The sequence below is a fragment of the Pseudomonas sp. B6001 genome, from assembly GCF_013386015.1.
Taxonomy (GTDB): domain Bacteria; phylum Pseudomonadota; class Gammaproteobacteria; order Pseudomonadales; family Pseudomonadaceae; genus Aquipseudomonas.
Map to the genome: position 1 here is coordinate 1 of NZ_JACAOX010000041.1, position 16340 is coordinate 16340.

A 16340-nucleotide genomic window follows, 5' to 3' on the forward strand; every position below is an offset into this window, starting at 1 on the left:
CTGTGCTCTTGCTTTTGATTTTAATCTGACTGCCCCAATAAGTCCGAGGCCGAACGCAGGTATTGCGGAGCGGCGGCCCGCGGAGCAATGCCGTTTGGTGGACTTTGCCGCTTTTGCAAAGTGACTCGCTGTAAGAGCGAAACCATACGCCGCCGTTACCCAAATAACGGATATGTACCCAATCACTGAGCTGGCTTGCAGGCCATGGCATCAGGTTTTTGCAGCCAACTCCCGCAGCACCTTGAGCAATGTGGTCTCACCCTTAACCACGTCCGCCTGCTCAAAGCAGATCCAACCTTCGTTAAACCCATCAATCATGCGCATGCGCGGCATTGGATTCTGCGCGCCTTGCTCACGAAACATCGGCTCCCACGCATCGCGAGGCACCACCTGTGCTGTCACACCACGACCAAGCACTTCGGTCAACGTGCGAGCGATGTCGTTCGGGCTGACCCATTGGCCTTCCAGCTCAACTACCCGACGCCCGCTCCAGTGTTGCTGCAACAATTGCGCAGCGAGGCGGCCGACGTCGGCGGTGGCGATCATCGGTACGGTCTTATCCAGCGGTTGCAGGAAGCTGTGGATCACTCCGTGTTCACGGGCCGTGATTACGTCGTAGGCGGTATTTTCCATGAACCAGCCCGGACGCAAAAAGGTCACCGGCACGTTCAACGCGCTCAGCGCCTGTTCCATCAAGGTGCGTTGGGTCAGCAGGTTCAGGTGTTCGGCCTGGGCGCCGATGGTCGACAGGCAAACAACTTTCTGCGGGGCCGCAGCTTCAATGGCCTGAGCGACGGCGGCAATCACCTTGCGCGCCTCGGGAAAACCCGGCTCCGGGTCGAAATCCGAAGGCGGCAGGATGAACACGCCGGTGGCGCCCTTGAATGCTTCGGTGAGGGCCGCAGCGTCGTCCATATTGGCGATGGCGACCTCGCAACCAAGGGCGGCCCATACGGCGCCTTTGCCCGCATCGCGAATGACTGCGCGCACGGGTTGACGATCATTGAGGAGAAAGCGCGCGAGGGCGCCGCCAACTTTGCCTGTGATTCCGGTGATGACATACATGGTGTTTACGCCTGTTGTTCCAATGTGTGGATCAAGCATAAACACCGCCCTGGATTGACAGAATAGCGATCCCGTCACTGCATCAGTGACTCAGAATCATGAATCACTCAGTGGTGGCAATCGGCGTTTTACCGGGGTTTTCTTGACGATGGCGGTGTTGGTTTCGGCGTAAGCGTTGAGCTTATCCAGCAGTGTGTCGAGTTGGTCCATGGTGCGCACATGCAGGCGTGCGATGAAGCAGTCATCGCCGGTCACCTTGTCGCACTCGGTGAACTCGGGGATCGCCTGGATCTGGCGCTCCACCTCCTGCAGTTTCCCGGGCAAAGGGCGAATGCGCACGATGGCTTGCAGCAGATAGCCAAAATGCTTGGGGTCAATGTCCACGGTGTAGTTCTTCAACACGCCACGCTCTTCCAGGCGCCGCAGCCGCTCGCCGACGCTGGGGGATGACAGGCCGGTGATACCCGCCAAGGCCTTGAGGGACAGGCGCGAATCGTCCATCAGCGCGGCGATCAGTTGCTGGTCAATGCTGTCAATCATGGTCGCTCCGAAAGCGATTGCTCAGGTTTGCCTAATAAGAATAGGCGAAATTCAAGGTTCGCCTTATTTAGAATATGGAGTCGCTACAGGCCAGATTGCCATAATTGAGCCTCACTTGAGGAGCTCAATCATGGACAAATCCATACGTCGCGGTTCATGGGAAATGGTCGCCGCCATGCTCATATCCGGCACCATCGGCTGGTTCGTGCTGGTATCGGGGGTGCCGGTAGTCGAAGTGGTGTTCTGGCGTTGCGTGATCGGCGCGCTGACGCTGCTGGTGGTGTGCGGGTTGCTGGGCTACCTGCGCCTGGACTTGCTGAGCTACACCAAGCTCGGGCTGGCGATGCTCAGCGGCGTGGCGATCGTGGGCAATTGGTTGCTGCTGTTCGAGTCCTACGCCAGGGCATCCATTTCCATCAGTACAGCGGTGTATAACGTGCAGCCGTTTATGCTGGTGATGCTGGCGGCAGTGTTCCTGGGCGAGAAAATCACCGTGCAGAAGCTCGCCTGGCTGAGCGTGGCGTTCGTGGGAATGCTGGCGATTGTCACTGCCCATGGCGATCAGTCAAATACCGGGGACGACTATCTGGTGGGCGTGGCATTGGCGCTGGGCGCGGCGCTTTTGTACGCGATTGCCGCCCTGATCATCAAGCGCTTGAAGGAGGTGCCGCCGCATTTGATGGCGTTGATCCAGGTGACCACGGGCGCCTTGCTGCTGGCACCGCTGATGCAGTGGCACAGCCTGTCTGCATCGATGGATGCCTGGGCGGCATTGCTGACCCTGGGCGTTGTGCATACCGGCTTGATGTACGTGTTGCTGTACGGCGCGATCCAGAAGTTGCCGACGGCAATCACCGGGGCGCTGTCGTTTATCTACCCGATTGCGGCAATCTTTGTCGACTGGATTGCCTTTGGGCATCGCCTGGGCTGGTTGCAATGGCTGGGGGTGGCGGCCATTCTGCTGGCGGCGGCGGGGTTGCAGCGGGGTTGGTGGTGGCGCTCGAAAACAGCGGTGAACGTCACGCCGTAGCATGACGCTCACCGGCGACTTAGTGTGCGCCGCGCGGGATGGTCTTGAGCAGGTCATCCGGGCTGATATAACCCACCACGCTGCCCGGTTGCGGCAGGCCGAGGATGTGGCCCTTGATCTTGCCGATCACGTGCATCTCGCAAGGCTTGCAGTCGAACTTCAGCGTCAGTACTTCGTCGCCGTGGATCAACTGCATCGGCGCAACCTTGGTCTTCACCCCCGTCACACCCTTGGCCTGTTTGGGGCAGAGGTTGAACGAGAACCGCAGGCAGTGCTTGGTGATCATCACCGGCACTTCGCCGGTTTCTTCGTGGGCTTCGTACGCCGCGTCGATCAGTTGCACACCATGGCGGTGATAGAAGTCGCGAGCCTTCTGGTTGTAGACGTTGGCCAGGAACGACAGGTGCGATTCCGGGTACACCGGCGGCGGCGTGGTTTCTGCCTTGCGGCCGCCCCGTGGATGGGCCTGGATACGCGCCTCGGTCAGCGCCTCGATCACTTCACGGCGCAGGGCCTTGAGCTGCGAGTTCGGGATGAAGAACGCCTGCGGCGCATCCAGTTCGATCGCGGTGGCGTGGTACTGGGTGGTGCCCAGTTGGCCCAGCAGGTCGCGCAGGGTTTCCAGGGCCTGTTCCGGCTTGTTGGCCACGCCAAACGGGCCGGGCAGGGCAACGCTGGCGCTGATGCCTTCTTCGCTGGTGACGGTCAGTTCCAGGCGATCTTCCTGCAGGCGAGCCGCCCACGACACGCCGATACGGCGCTCAGCGGAAGTCTTCAGCAAAGCCTGCTGCCAGTTATGGTCCAGGTTGCGGTTCAACGGATGGTTCGGGCGCAGTTGGTGCAAGCCGGCCGGCATCTCGTTGGGTTCGACGCGGTAGCGATAGCGCTTCTCGCCGTCTTCTTCGAACTCACCTTTTGGCTCGGCGATATTGGCGCGGAAACCTACCACTTCACGCTTGATCAGCACATTGAGGCCGTCGCCGTTGGACAGCGGCTCATGGGTGATCACTTGCAAGTCACGCTTGCCGGCTTTTTCCACCACACCCACCGGCAGGCCGGTAAAGGTTGGGGTGTCGAAGGCGCCGATGTCGACCTTGCGGTCGGTGACGAAGTAGTCGGTGCTGCCACGATGGAAGGTCTTTTCCGGGTCCGGCAGGAAGAAATGCGCGGTGCGGCCGCTGGAAGCGCGGGCCAGGTCCGGGCGGTCTTCAAGAATCTCGTCCAGGCGCTGGCGGTAATAGGCGGTGATGTTCTTCACATAGCCCATGTCCTTGTAGCGGCCTTCGATCTTGAACGAACGCACGCCGGCATCCACCAGGGCGCGCAGGTTGGCGCTCTGGTTGTTGTCTTTCATCGACAACAGGTGCTTTTCAAAGGCAACCACACGGCCCTGGTCATCCTTGAGGGTGTAGGGCAGGCGGCAGGCCTGGGAGCAATCGCCACGGTTGGCGCTGCGGCCATTCTGGGCGTGGGAGATGTTGCACTGGCCGGAGAAGGCCACGCACAAGGCACCGTGGATGAAGAACTCGATGGCGGCATCGGTTTCATCGGCAATCGCACGGATCTCTTGCAGGTTCAGCTCACGGGCCAACACCAGTTGCGAGAACCCGGCCTGGTCGAGGAACTTGGCCCGGCCCAGGGTGCGGATGTCGGTCTGGGTGCTGGCATGCAGTTCGATGGGCGGGATATCCAGCTCCATCACCCCCAGGTCCTGGACGATCAGCGCGTCGACGCCGGCATCGTAGAGCTGGTGGATCAGCTTGCGCGCCGGCTCCAGCTCGTTGTCGTGCAGGATCGTGTTGATGGTGGTGAACACCCGCGCGTGGTAGCGCCGAGCGAACTCCACCAACTGCGCGATATCGCTCACGTCGTTGCAGGCGTTATGGCGCGCGCCGAAACTCGGGCCGCCGATGTACACGGCGTCGGCGCCATGCAAGATGGCCTCGCGGGCGATGGCAACATCGCGGGCAGGGCTGAGCAATTCCAGGTGATGCTTGGGCAAGGACATAGTTTTTTTAGTCAGGCTTGTCACGGAGGCGGGCATTGTAGCTGCGAAATGCGCTATCGACATCTATCAAGCCCCAGGTGTGCTCCCAAATTGGAATGCACTCAACGGTGGGAGCCGGGCTTGCCCGCGATGCAGACACCGCGGTGTATCAGTGACACCGCGGCGATCCCATCGCAGCCTCGCTGTGGCTCGACAGCTCCCACATCTGATCATCGTTGGTTGATATAGAGCGTTTGGCTCAGCCCTTGGCGGCCATCGCAGTGACTTCAACCCGCATGCCTTCGACGGCCAGGGCGGCAACACCAACCGCCGCACGCACCGGCCAAGGCTTGGCGAAGTAGCGCTTGTAGACTTCATTGAAAGCGGCGCGGTCGGCCATGTCGGTCAGGTAGATGGTCAGGTGCATGACCCGGTCAATCGAACTGCCGGCACGTTCGAGCGCAACCTTGAGGGCTTGCAGGGTGCATTCGCTTTGCAGGGTGATGTCGCCAAGCTCCAGGCTGCCGTCGGCGCGGGTAGGGATTTGCGTGGAGACGAGGATGCCGTTGAAGCCGATGACGTCGGAAGAGATGGAGTCCGGGTCGAGATCGGGGGTGAAGGCGAGGTCGTGATTGGCCATGGGATTCCCTTGGGTGACATCAGAAAGAAGGCCGATATGGTCCCCGAAAAAAAGGCCCGGGGCAAACCCGGGCCTTTCGGCGAAGCAGCAAGGTAAAACGAAAGTCCACGATCAACCGTGTTTGTTTAACTAGCCTGTTGTTTCGTGGATAGTTTAATTGCCAATAGTTGCGTGCGCAGGTGCACTGCCGATTAAACTCGATTAATTAAAATTCACTGTGCATATGCGCACGCTGCTGTAGTTTTAACCCTGTCTTAGCCGCTCTGCTTCGACAACATCCTTTGGTTTGCCGCCGCAGTCTCTGCGGCGGATTTTTTATGGGCGCTGATGTATATATATTTAACTTATTTATAAAGTGGCACTTTGATAGTTGGTTGAATCAAACTATCAGTACACCAAGAGAGGCTTGTGCCTGCCCCATTTCGCACAACTGCTGTGCAAGATGAGGGATTAATCCACCGCCGCTGAATGCCTATAGTTCTTTCACCGCCGCAGCGCCCCACGGGGCATGCGAAATCCAGTCGTTGAGGTGATCATAATGAATAGCGAATTCAAGCCTGACGTGGCCGATACCCAACCGCAGCACCTGCTCGATGCCGAATACTTTGAATACAGCAAGGCCGCCAATCCCATCAGTGCGAACCTGATCACGCGCATTCCCTATCACAGCTTCCCGGCCTCGCTGTACGACAGTGGGCCCTCTCGGGTAGTGCCGCTGGACCTCAGCGATGCCTTGGGTTGCGAAGGTCCGGCGACTGGTCCGGGGCTGTGTGCGAACTTCATTCGCCTGAACGCCGGCGATACGCTGGAACTGCACCCCAACGCCACCTCACAGGTGTTTTATGTCATCGCAGGGCAGGGCAGTGTGGTTCAGGGCGCGCACCGCATCGACTGGACCAAAGGCTGCTTCATTGCGCTGCCAGGTCTGCAGCAAGCGCAGTTCAGCGCATCAGAGGATGCGCGCCTGTATTACGTCCACGATGAGCCGCTGTTGCGTTACCTGGGCGTGACCCGCAGTGCCGATCGCTTCGTGCCGACGCTGTATCCCGCGGAGCTGGCCAACGCAAAACTGCGGGAAGCGGCCGATGATCCCCGCGCCCAGGACCGTAGCCGTATCAGCATCCTGCTGGGCAATCGCAACTTCCCGCAGACCCGTACCGTGACCCATGTGCTGTGGGCGATGTACGGCATCCTGCCGCCGGGGTCGATTCAGAAGCCCCACCGACACCAGTCGATTGCGCTGGATTTCATCATTGATTGCCCCAAGGGCTGCTATTCGCTGGTGGGCACCGAACTGGACGCCGATGGGCAGATCCGCAACCCGGTGCGGGTCGACTGGTCGCCGGGCCTGGCGTTCGTCACCCCGCCAGGTTACTGGCATGCCCACTTCAATGAGTCCGACACGGAAGCCTTCCTGATTCCGATCCAGGATGCGGGGCTGCAAACCTATCTGCGGTCGCTGGATATCCGCTTCAGCTGAGACGTTTCCAGTGCGGTGTTTCGCCCAGTTGCTCGACGATAAAGTCGATGAAGCACCGCACTTTGGAAGACACGATGCGCTTGGGTGGATAAACGAACCAAACCGCCGATTCACGGCCTGCGATGCGGATATCCCACTCAGGCAACCACACCAGCAACTCGCCGGTTTCAATGGGTTTGGCTACCAGCCAGTCGGGCAGCAAGGCAAATCCCAGGCCCTGTTGTGCGGCGATCAATTGTGCGTCCAGGTCGTTGATCCGGATGCTGTCTTTATGCACCAGCGGTGACACCTCACGCCCGTTGGCAAATGCGCTGTCAGCCGCCCCCAGAATCGCCGGCATGGCAGCCAGGTCGGCAGGGTTGACCGGCGCCGGATACTCCCGGCAAAACGCCGGGCTGGCCACCAGCCGGTAGCGCTCATCGCAGATCTTGCGTGCCTTCAACGTGGAATCCGCCAGGGTGCCAATGCGGATCGCCAGGTCCGCGCCGGCATGAATCAGGTTGACGTGGCTGTCGTCCAGCACCAGTTCCAGCTTGATCTGCGGGTAGCGGGCCAGGAAGGCATTCAAGGTGGGAAGGATATGGTGGCGGGCAAAGGCGGGCGGCAGGTTGAGCTTGAGCACGCCCCGTGGTTGTTCGTTCAGTGCGGAGGTGGCGGCCTTGGCTTGTTCGAGTTCATCCAGTACCCGGCGTGCGTGCGTCAGGAATGTCTGGCCACCCTCGGTCAGGTGCAGCGTACGGGTAGAGCGGTTGAACAAGGCGATGCCGAGGTCCTGTTCAAGGTCCTTCACGTAGCGTGAAACCGTGGAAGCCTTGATGCCAAGCCGCTCGGCGGCACGGGAGAAGTTATTGCCCTCGGCGGCTTCGACAAAGGCGGTTAACGCAGCGAAGTAATCCAAGGGCGGCCTCGACTTGACGGTGGGTTGCCTGGCGCTACAGCGGCGTCAGCACGTTCATCACGGTGTCCAGCGCCACCCGGGTATCGTCCAGTTGCACCAGGGAGGCATGCCGCGCGCCGAGGGCGTCACGGTTCTTGATCGCGGTGAGGATCGCTTTGTGCCGGGGCAGGCTGAGGCCCTGGATGTCGGGGCGACGGTTGGTGATGTTGATGGACTCGCGAAGTGGCAGCGACAGCATGTTGCACATGTAGGCCAGCAAGTCGTTGCGGGTCGCATCGGCAATCGCCCGGTGGAAGTCCAGGTCGGCCTGCAGCAACGTTTCGTGGGTATTGGCGGTTTCCATGCCGAGGTAGGCTTTTTCGATGGTGGCGATGTCGGCGTCGGTGGCGGTGGTCGCGGCCATCGCGGCGATTTCCGGCTCGAGGATCCGGCGCACACCGGCCAGGGTGTTGAAAAACTCGCTGTGGGGTGTCGACTGCATCAGCCAGGTCAGCACGTCCGGGTCCAGCAGGTGCCACTGCACCCGTGGGCGCACCACGGCGCCAACCTTGGGCTTGGAAATCACCAGGCCCTTGGCGCTGAGCACCCGGGTCGCCTCACGCAATACCGAGCGGCTGACCTTGTACTCCTCGCACAAGGTGGCCTCCATGGGCAACCGTTCTTCCGGCTTGAAGCGCCCGGAAACGATGTGCATGCCCAAGTCCTGAACGATTTGGGCATGCATGCTCTTGCGCGGCTTGGTCGGCTGCTGATCCATAACAGGGAGGCTACTCTGGCGAAATACGCGGCATCATAGCATTGCTCCCGTCCCAATTAGTGGGAATGCCGCGGCACTTCGGCGCCACGGCAGCCCACCAGGAAGTCGAAGTCGCAGCCCTGGTCTGCCTGTAATACGTGGTCGATGTACAGCTGCCGGTAGCCCCCGACAATCAGCTGCTCGGGCGGCGCAAGGTCGGCCATGCGGGCCGCCAGTTCGGCGTCCGGGATGTCCAGGTGCAGGCGGCCATTGGCGCAATCGAGTTCGATCCAGTCGCCTTCCTTGACCGTGGCCAACGGGCCGCCGGCCGCCGCTTCCGGCGCCACGTGCAACACCACGGTGCCGTAGGCCGTGCCGCTCATGCGCGCATCGGAAATCCGCACCATGTCGGTCACGCCCTGGGCCAGCAGTTTGGCCGGCAAGCCCATGTTGCCGACTTCCGCCATGCCCGGATAACCCTTGGGCCCGCAGTTTTTCATCACCAGGATCGAGTTGGCATCCACGTCCAGTTCCGGGTCGTTGATCCGTGCCTTGTACATGTCGAAGTTCTCGAACACCACGGCACGCCCGCGATGCTGCATCAGCTCGGGACTGGCAGCCGAGGGCTTGAGGACTGCACCCAGTGGCGCGAGGTTGCCCCGCAGCACACAAATGCCGCCGTCGGCGCGGATCGGGTTGTCGAGGGTGCGGATCACTTCGTCCTGGCCGTAGATCGGCGCTTCCCGTGTGTTTTCGCCGAGGGACTTGCCGTTGACGGTCAAGGCATTCGGGTGCGGGATCAGGTTGGCCTCACCGAGGCGGCGCAGCACCGCCGGCAGGCCGCCAGCGTAGTAGAACTCCTCCATCAGGAAGCGCCCGGACGGCTGCAGGTCGACGATGGTCGGCATGCCACGGCCCATGCGGGTCCAGTCGTCCAGGTCGAGCTCGACGCCGATGCGTCCGGCGATGGCTTTCAGGTGAATCACCGCGTTGGTCGAGCCGCCGATGGCTGCGTTGACGCGAATCGCGTTTTCGAAAGCCTCCTTGGTCAGGATCTTCGACAGCTTCAGGTCTTCACGCACCATCTCCACCGCACGCATGCCGGACATGTGCGCCAGTACATAACGCCGCGCATCCACCGCGGGAATCGCCGCGTTGTGGGGCAGGGAAGTGCCGAGTGCTTCGGCCATGCAGGCCATGGTCGAGGCGGTGCCCATGGTGTTGCAGGTGCCCGCCGAGCGGGACATGCCGCCTTCGGCCGCGAGGAAATCGTCGAGGGTAATGGTGCCCGCCTTGACCTGTTCGCTGAGCTGCCACACCACGGTGCCCGAGCCGATGTCCTGGCCCTTGTGCTTGCCGTTGAGCATCGGCCCGCCGGTGACGACGATCGCCGGCACGTCGCAACTGGCGGCGCCCATCAGCAGCGCCGGGGTGGTCTTGTCACAGCCGGTCAGCAGCACCACGCCGTCGATGGGGTTGCCGCGAATGGCTTCCTCCACGTCCATGCTGGCCAGGTTACGGGTGAGCATGGCGGTGGGGCGCAGGTTCGATTCGCCGTTGGAGAACACCGGAAATTCCACTGGAAAGCCACCGGCTTCGATCACGCCGCGTTTCACATGCTCGGCAATCTGGCGGAAGTGCGCGTTGCAGGGCGTCAGCTCCGACCAGGTATTGCAGATCCCGATGATCGGTTTGCCGTGGAACTGATGATCGGCAATCCCCTGGTTTTTCATCCAGCTGCGGTACATGAAGCCGTTTTTATCGGCGGTACCAAACCAGCTGGCGGAGCGCAGGACGGGCTTTTTCTCGGACATGGCTGACTCTCTTATTGTAAGACTATATTGATCCATTCTCGGCTTAACATAGGCGTAAATTCGGGTGTTTGGAAGTGTTGTTGATTAAATAGTATTACTATATAGTCCGATTCAACGAGGCCTGGCCCTGGCGGTTTTCCGCGAGAGGCGACCCGAAACGCTCTATAAAAATAACAATCGGAGACCGCTCACATGAGCCAGGAACAGCGGCTGATACGTCGCATCACGCTGAAACTGATTCCCTTCCTGATCTTGCTGTACCTGATTGCCTACGTGGATCGCTCGGCCGTGGGCTTCGCCAAATTGCACATGGGCGCGGATGTCGGCATCGGCGATGCGGCGTATGGACTGGGAGCAGGGCTGTTCTTTATTGGCTACTTCCTGCTGGAAATCCCCAGCAACCTGATGCTCGACCGTTTCGGCGCGCGGCGCTGGTTCGCACGAATCATGGTGACCTGGGGCGCGATTACCATCGGCATGGCATTCGTCCAGGGCCCCCACAGTTTCTATGTGATGCGCTTTCTGCTGGGCGCCGCCGAAGCCGGGTTCTTCCCGGGTGTCCTCTACTACATCACCCAATGGTTCCCGGTGAGGCACCGCGGCAAGATCCTCGGGCTGTTCATCCTGTCCCAACCCATCGCGATGATGATCACCGGCCCCGTGGCGGGCGGCTTGCTCGGCATGGACGGGATACTCGGCCTGCACGGCTGGCAGTGGTTGTTCATCGTCATCGGCACCCCGGCGATCCTGCTGACCTGGCCGGTGCTGCGCTACCTGCCGGATGGGCCGCAACAGGTGAAATGGATGGACCAGGCGGAGAAGGCCTGGCTCACCGGCGAGCTGGCCAAAGACCTGCAAGCCTACGGCCAGACCCGGCACGGCAACCCGCTGCATGCGCTGAAGGACAAACGCGTGTTGCTGCTGGCGCTGTTCTACCTGCCGGTGACCTTGAGCATTTATGGCCTGGGCCTGTGGCTGCCGACCTTGATCAAGCAGTTTGGCGGCAGCGACCTGACCACCGGGTTTGTGTCGGCAGTGCCCTACATCTTCGGGATCATCGGTTTGCTGATCGTCCCGCGCAGTTCCGATCGCCTGAATGATCGCTACGGTCATCTTGCCGTGCTCTACGTGTTGGGCGCCATCGGCCTGTTCCTCAGCGCCTGGCTGACAGTGCCGCTGTGGCAACTGGCAGCGCTGTGCCTGGTGGCGTTTGCGCTGTTCTCTTGCACGGCGGTGTTCTGGACCTTGCCGGGACGTTTCTTTGCCGGCGCGAGTGCAGCGGCGGGCATCGCCTTGATCAACTCGGTGGGCAACCTCGGCGGCTACATCGGGCCGTTCGTGATCGGCGCCCTCAAGGAGTACACCGGCAACCTTGCGTCGGGCTTGTACTTCCTGGCGTGCGTGATGCTGTTCGGGGTGGTGTTGACCGGGGTGGTCTATCGGTTGCTGGAGCGCAGGCACGTGCTGCCGCCCGACCAGTTCGCCGCCAGCGCCCGTGGCGCCACGCGTACTTAATTGGCAATCAGGAGAACACTCATGGGGTTAGTGCAGTTTGAATTGAACAACGGCGAACGCCGAGTGGGCGTGGTCGACGGCGATCAGGTACGCGAGGTGCGGGCCGCCCGCACGGTACGCGACCTGGCACTCGCCGCCATCGAGGCTGGCGTCACCTTGCAACAGCACATAGACCACCTCGGCCTGGCCGAGAGCCACGACTACGCCAGACTGCTGGCCGCGCAGAAGATCTTGCCACCGCTGGATCACCCGGACCCTGCCCACACGCTGGTCAGCGGTACCGGCCTGACCCACCTGGGCAGTGCGTCGGCGCGGGACAAGATGCACCAGAACGCCAGTGACGAAAGCGCGATGACCGACAGCATGCGCATCTTCAAATGGGGCGTGGAGGGCGGCAAACCGGCTGCTGGCCAGGCCGGTGTGCAGCCGGAATGGTTCTACAAGGGCGACGGCAGCATCGTGGTGCGTCCGGGCCAGCCATTCCCGTGGCCAGCGTTTGCCGAAGACGCCGGCGAAGAGCCGGAAATCGCCGGGCTGTATGTGATTGGTCACGACGGCAAGCCGTATCGCCTGGGCTACGCGGTGGGCAACGAGTTTTCCGACCACGTGATGGAGCGCAAGAATTACCTGTACCTGGCCCACTCCAAGCTGCGCAGTTGCAGCTACGGTCCCGAGTTGCGCCTGGGTGAACTGCCCCGGCACCTGGCGGGCACCAGCCGTATCGTGCGCAATGGCGAGGTGTTGTGGCAGCACGAATTCCTCAGTGGCGAAGCCAACATGTGCCACAGCCTCGAAAACCTTGAATACCACCATTTCAAATACACCCAGTTCCTGCGCCCGGGTGACGTGCATATCCATTTCTTCGGCACCGCCACCTTGTCGTTTGCCGACGGCATTCGTACCCAGCCAGGCGATGTGTTCGAAATCAGCCAGGCCGAATTCGGCGCGCCATTGATCAACGGCATTGCCGTGGCCAACAGCGGCGTGGCACCTGGCGCCATAGGCACCCTTTGAAGGAGACAGGCATGACCCGGATTTGTGGCCACAACTACATCGGCGGCCAGCGCAGCGCTGCCGGCAGCATCACCCTGCAGAGCATCGACGCCACCAGTGGCGAGGCATTGCCCTTTGATTTCTACCAGGCCACCGCGCAGGAGGTCGACGCCGCGGCCAACGCCGCCGCTCAGGCTTACCCGGCTTATCGCAGCCTGAGCGCGCAGCATCGTGCGTCGTTCCTGGAGGCGATAGCCGATGAACTGGACGCCCTGGGCGATGACTTTGTCGCCCTGGTCTGCCGCGAAACGGCGTTGCCCGCCGGGCGTATCCAGGGTGAGCGCGGTCGTACCAGCGGCCAGATGCGGTTGTTCGCCAAGGTACTGCGGCGCGGTGATTTCTACGGCGCGCGGATCGACCAGGCGCTGCCGGATCGTCAGCCCTTGCCGCGCCCGGATCTGCGCCAATACCGCATCGGCCTGGGGCCGGTCGCGGTGTTTGGGGCGAGCAATTTCCCCCTGGCCTTTTCCACTGCCGGTGGCGACACCGCCGCCGCGCTGGCGGCCGGTTGCCCGGTGGTGTTCAAGGCCCACAGCGGCCACATGGCCACCGCCGAGCGGGTCGCCGATGCGATCATGCGGGCGGCCGAACGCACAGGTATGCCCGGCGGCGTGTTCAACATGATCTTCGGCGGCGGTGTGGGGGAAGCGCTGGTCAAGCACCCAGCGATCCAGGCCGTGGGTTTCACCGGCTCGCTTAAGGGCGGCCGGGCCTTGTGCGATATGGCGGCGGCACGCCCGCAACCGATCCCGGTGTTCGCCGAGATGTCCAGCATCAACCCAGTGATCGTCTTGCCCCAGGCCCTGCAAACCCGGGCAGACACCATCGCCCGCGACCTGGTCGCCTCGGTGGTGCAGGGGTGCGGCCAGTTCTGCACGAACCCGGGCCTGGTGATCGGGATTGCCTCGCCAGCGTTCACAGGCTTCACCCAACAGGTCGCCCAACTGATCGGCGGCCAGCCCGCGCAAACCATGCTCAATGCCGGCACCTTGAACAGCTACGGCAAAGGCCTGCACACGCTGCTGGCCCATCCTCGCATCGAGCACCTGGCGGGCCAGACGCAAACCGGCAATCAGGCGCAGCCACAGCTGTTCAAAGCGGACGCCAGCCTGCTGATCAACGGCGATGAAGTGCTGCAGGAGGAAGTGTTCGGCCCCACCACGGTGTTCGTGGAAGTCGCCGACCAGGCCCAACTCGCTGCGGCGTTGCACGGCCTGCACGGCCAATTGACCGCGACGATCATCGGCGAGCCGGCGGATTTCACCCAGTTCGGCGAGTTGACGCCGCTGCTGGAGCAAAAGGTTGGCCGCATCCTGCTCAACGGCTACCCCACGGGCGTCGAGGTGTGTGACGCGATGGTCCACGGCGGGCCGTATCCGGCGACTTCGGATGCCCGTGGCACTTCCGTGGGCACCCTGGCGATCGAGCGTTTCCTGCGACCTGTGTGCTTTCAGAATTACCCTGATAGCCTGCTCCCCGACGCGCTGAAGAATGCCAACCCGTTGCGCATTCAGCGTCTGGTAGATGGGCAGCCGTCGCGCGACGCGCTGTAACCGGTACCACCTGAAAACAACAAGAAAGCAGGAGGTTTCATGTCGTGGACCGCAGTCACACCGCACCGGGCTCGGCTGGGCGAAGGGCCGTTCTGGGATGTACCGGGCCAGGCCTTGTATTGGGTGGACATCATCGGCCAGCAGGCCTTGCGCCTGCAGGGCGGGCAATTGCACACCTGGCAATTGCCTGAGCCGGTCTCGGCGTTTATTCCGTGCGCCAGCGGCGATGCACTGGTGACCCTGAGCAGCGGCGTGTATCGCCTCGACCTCGATTCGACGCCGAGCGATCCGCGCCTGACCTTGCTTTGCGTCGCCGATCCGCAAGCGGGCAACCGTGCCAACGAAGCCCGCTGCGACGCCCAGGGCCGGCTGTGGCTGGGCACCATGCAGAACAACATCGGCGAGCACGGTGAAGACTTGCCGGTGCTGCGACGTTCCGGCGGCCTGTTCCGGGTCGATACCGACGGGCAGGTCACGCCGTTGCTGCAAGGCCTGGGGATTCCCAACACCTTGCTGTGGAACGACGCCGCCACCCACGTGCATTTCGGCGACAGCCTGGACGGCACGCTCTATCGATACCCGATGACTGAACAGGGCCAGCTCGCACCTGCGCAAGTCTGGTTCGGGCCTCACTCCCGGGGTGGCCCGGACGGCTCCGCCATGGACGCCGAAGGCTATATCTGGAACGCGCGCTGGGACGGCAGCTGCCTGCTGCGGCTGACGCCGGACGGTGAAGTTGACCGGGTCATCGAATTGCCGGTCAGCCGTCCCACCAGTTGCGTGTTCGCAGGCCCCGACCTCAAGACCTTGTACATCACCAGTGCCGCCAGCCCGCTGGATCACCCGCTGGACGGTGCGGTGCTGGCCATTGAGGTCGATGTGCCGGGGAAAATCTGCCACCGCTTTGCAGGATAACCAACAGGCTGTTTAACGCACTCAAAAACAACAACAAGGAGTCACCCTATGAATCGTCGTCGTGGTATCCGTTCCCTGTGCTGCGCCGCTGTGGCGGTGTCCGCCGTCGGCCTGAGCAGCCTGTTGCTGGCGGCCGAGCCGGTGAAGATCGGCTTTCTGGTCAAGCAGGCGGAAGAGCCCTGGTTCCAGACCGAATGGGCCTTCGCCGAAAAGGCCGGCAAGGACAAGGGCTTCGAGGTGATCAAGATCGCCGTGCCCGACGGCGAGAAAACCCTCTCGGCCATCGACAGCCTGGCGGCCAACGGTGCCAAGGGTTTTGTGATTTGCCCGCCGGACGTGTCCCTCGGCCCGGCGATCATGGCCAAGGCCAAAGCCAACGGCTTGAAAGTGATCGCCGTGGATGACCGTTTTGTGGATGCCAAGGGCAACTTCATGGAAGACGTGCCTTACCTGGGCATGGCCGCGTTTGAAGTGGGCGAGAAGCAGGGCAGTGCCATGGCCACTGAAGCGAAAAAACGTGGCTGGGACTGGAAGGACACCTATGCGGTGATCAACACCTACAACGAACTCGATACCGGCAAAAAGCGCACTGATGGCTCGGTCAAATCCCTGAAGGCCGCGGGCATTCCGGATGATCACATCCTGTACGCAGCCCTCAAGACCCTCGACGTCCCCGGCAGCATGGACGCCACCAACTCGGCGCTGGTCAAGCTTCCCGGCGGCGCGAAAAACCTGATCATCGGCGGCATGAATGACAACACCGTGCTTGGCGGCGTGCGCGCCACCGAAAGCGCCGGGTTTGCGGCGGCGAATGTCATCGGCATCGGCATCAACGGCACCGATGCCATTGGCGAATTGAAGAAAGCCAACAGCGGCTTCTTCGGCTCGATGCTGCCCAGCCCGCACATCGAGGGCTACAACACCGCGAGCATGATGTTCGAGTGGGTCACTACGGGTAAGGAGCCGCCGAAGTACACGGCCATGGATGAGGTGACGCTGATCACCCGCGAGAACTTCAAACAGGAGCTGGAAAAGATCGGTTTGTGGAACTGATGGCCGCTGACGTTTCCCGGCAGCCCTGCTAACGCCGGTACTGTGGGAGCTGTCGAGCTTT

14 protein-coding genes are annotated in these 16340 nt (G+C 61.9%); 7 read left to right on the plus strand and 7 right to left on the minus strand.

Annotation, left to right across the window (positions count from 1 at the left end; all coding sequences use genetic code 11):
- Nucleotides 1-210 precede the first annotated feature (210 nt).
- Both HX821_RS29015 and HX821_RS29020 read right to left on the minus strand, forming a co-directional pair.
- Nucleotides 211-1065: an NmrA family NAD(P)-binding protein gene (locus HX821_RS29015; protein WP_003217807.1), complete on the minus strand. Its 855-nt coding sequence runs from the start codon at nucleotides 1063-1065 to the stop codon at nucleotides 211-213.
- 96 nt (nucleotides 1066-1161) lie between these two features.
- Nucleotides 1162-1605, minus strand: a complete 444-nt coding sequence (locus HX821_RS29020) for an Lrp/AsnC family transcriptional regulator (RefSeq protein ID WP_003217805.1) — start codon at nucleotides 1603-1605, stop codon at nucleotides 1162-1164.
- A gap of 130 nt (nucleotides 1606-1735) precedes the next feature.
- Between HX821_RS29020 and HX821_RS29025 the strand changes: the two genes are divergently transcribed.
- Nucleotides 1736-2635 carry a DMT family transporter gene (locus HX821_RS29025; protein ID WP_177037134.1) on the plus strand — a complete coding sequence of 300 codons (900 nt, stop codon included), beginning with the start codon at nucleotides 1736-1738 and terminating at the stop codon, nucleotides 2633-2635.
- 19 nt (nucleotides 2636-2654) lie between these two features.
- Here HX821_RS29025 and HX821_RS29030 read toward each other — a convergent pair whose 3' ends face one another.
- Both HX821_RS29030 and HX821_RS29035 read right to left on the minus strand, forming a co-directional pair.
- Nucleotides 2655-4643 carry a U32 family peptidase gene (locus tag HX821_RS29030; RefSeq protein ID WP_177037136.1) on the minus strand — a complete coding sequence of 663 codons (1989 nt, stop codon included), beginning with the start codon at nucleotides 4641-4643 and terminating at the stop codon, nucleotides 2655-2657.
- A 238-nt stretch (nucleotides 4644-4881) separates the two neighbouring features.
- Complete coding sequence (locus HX821_RS29035) at nucleotides 4882-5262, minus strand: RidA family protein (RefSeq protein WP_003217799.1); 381 nt, start codon at nucleotides 5260-5262, stop codon at nucleotides 4882-4884.
- 538 nt (nucleotides 5263-5800) lie between these two features.
- Here HX821_RS29035 and HX821_RS29040 point away from each other — a divergent pair.
- Entirely contained in the window at nucleotides 5801-6742 is a 942-nt protein-coding gene (locus HX821_RS29040; RefSeq protein WP_102604313.1) for a cupin, read from the plus strand.
- Here HX821_RS29040 and HX821_RS29045 read toward each other — a convergent pair.
- From HX821_RS29045 to HX821_RS29055, 3 genes are read right to left on the minus strand one after another with little or no spacing between them, the layout of a single operon-like run.
- On the minus strand, nucleotides 6735-7640 hold the full coding sequence (locus HX821_RS29045; protein WP_177037138.1) for a LysR family transcriptional regulator: 906 nt from the start codon (nucleotides 7638-7640) through the stop codon (nucleotides 6735-6737). The two genes, HX821_RS29040 and HX821_RS29045, sit on opposite strands and share 8 nt — an antisense overlap.
- Nucleotides 7641-7674: 34 nt before the next feature.
- A complete protein-coding gene (locus HX821_RS29050; protein WP_003217775.1) occupies nucleotides 7675-8397 on the minus strand; it encodes a FadR/GntR family transcriptional regulator in 723 nt (240 codons plus the stop codon).
- A 56-nt stretch (nucleotides 8398-8453) separates the two neighbouring features.
- Complete coding sequence (locus HX821_RS29055; protein ID WP_177009543.1) at nucleotides 8454-10190, minus strand: IlvD/Edd family dehydratase; 1737 nt, start codon at nucleotides 10188-10190, stop codon at nucleotides 8454-8456.
- A 192-nt stretch (nucleotides 10191-10382) separates the two neighbouring features.
- Here HX821_RS29055 and HX821_RS29060 point away from each other — a divergent pair, with 192 nt between their 5' ends.
- From HX821_RS29060 to HX821_RS29080, 5 genes are read left to right on the plus strand one after another with little or no spacing between them, the layout of a single operon-like run.
- On the plus strand, nucleotides 10383-11705 hold the full coding sequence (locus HX821_RS29060; RefSeq protein WP_087693837.1) for an MFS transporter: 1323 nt from the start codon (nucleotides 10383-10385) through the stop codon (nucleotides 11703-11705).
- A 21-nt stretch (nucleotides 11706-11726) separates the two neighbouring features.
- On the plus strand, nucleotides 11727-12719 hold the full coding sequence (araD1, locus tag HX821_RS29065; RefSeq protein ID WP_177037140.1) for an AraD1 family protein: 993 nt from the start codon (nucleotides 11727-11729) through the stop codon (nucleotides 12717-12719).
- An 11-nt stretch (nucleotides 12720-12730) separates the two neighbouring features.
- Entirely contained in the window at nucleotides 12731-14311 is a 1581-nt protein-coding gene (locus tag HX821_RS29070; RefSeq protein ID WP_008433344.1) for an aldehyde dehydrogenase (NADP(+)), read from the plus strand.
- A gap of 39 nt (nucleotides 14312-14350) precedes the next feature.
- A complete protein-coding gene (locus tag HX821_RS29075) occupies nucleotides 14351-15226 on the plus strand; it encodes an SMP-30/gluconolactonase/LRE family protein (protein ID WP_177009539.1) in 876 nt (291 codons plus the stop codon).
- 48 nt (nucleotides 15227-15274) lie between these two features.
- Nucleotides 15275-16279, plus strand: a complete 1005-nt coding sequence (locus HX821_RS29080; RefSeq protein WP_003217769.1) for a substrate-binding domain-containing protein — start codon at nucleotides 15275-15277, stop codon at nucleotides 16277-16279.
- Nucleotides 16280-16340: the final 61 nt, after the last annotated feature.

Bases quoted from the DNA above. Each gene is read 5' to 3' on its own strand.
- HX821_RS29070 (WP_008433344.1), top strand. From the start codon at position 12,731: ATGACCCGGATTTGTGGCCACAACTACATCGGCGGCCAGCGCAGCGCT.
- HX821_RS29040 (WP_102604313.1), top strand. From the start codon at position 5,801: ATGAATAGCGAATTCAAGCCTGACGTGGCCGATACCCAACCGCAGCAC.
- HX821_RS29015 (WP_003217807.1), bottom strand. From the start codon at position 1,065: ATGTATGTCATCACCGGAATCACAGGCAAAGTTGGCGGCGCCCTCGCG.
- HX821_RS29035 (WP_003217799.1), bottom strand. From the start codon at position 5,262: ATGGCCAATCACGACCTCGCCTTCACCCCCGATCTCGACCCGGACTCC.
- HX821_RS29030 (WP_177037136.1), bottom strand. From the start codon at position 4,643: ATGTCCTTGCCCAAGCATCACCTGGAATTGCTCAGCCCTGCCCGCGAT.
- HX821_RS29055 (WP_177009543.1), bottom strand. From the start codon at position 10,190: ATGTCCGAGAAAAAGCCCGTCCTGCGCTCCGCCAGCTGGTTTGGTACC.
- HX821_RS29050 (WP_003217775.1), bottom strand. From the start codon at position 8,397: ATGGATCAGCAGCCGACCAAGCCGCGCAAGAGCATGCATGCCCAAATC.
- HX821_RS29025 (WP_177037134.1), top strand. From the start codon at position 1,736: ATGGACAAATCCATACGTCGCGGTTCATGGGAAATGGTCGCCGCCATG.
- HX821_RS29075 (WP_177009539.1), top strand. From the start codon at position 14,351: ATGTCGTGGACCGCAGTCACACCGCACCGGGCTCGGCTGGGCGAAGGG.
- araD1 (WP_177037140.1), top strand. From the start codon at position 11,727: ATGGGGTTAGTGCAGTTTGAATTGAACAACGGCGAACGCCGAGTGGGC.
- HX821_RS29020 (WP_003217805.1), bottom strand. From the start codon at position 1,605: ATGATTGACAGCATTGACCAGCAACTGATCGCCGCGCTGATGGACGAT.
- HX821_RS29060 (WP_087693837.1), top strand. From the start codon at position 10,383: ATGAGCCAGGAACAGCGGCTGATACGTCGCATCACGCTGAAACTGATT.
- HX821_RS29080 (WP_003217769.1), top strand. From the start codon at position 15,275: ATGAATCGTCGTCGTGGTATCCGTTCCCTGTGCTGCGCCGCTGTGGCG.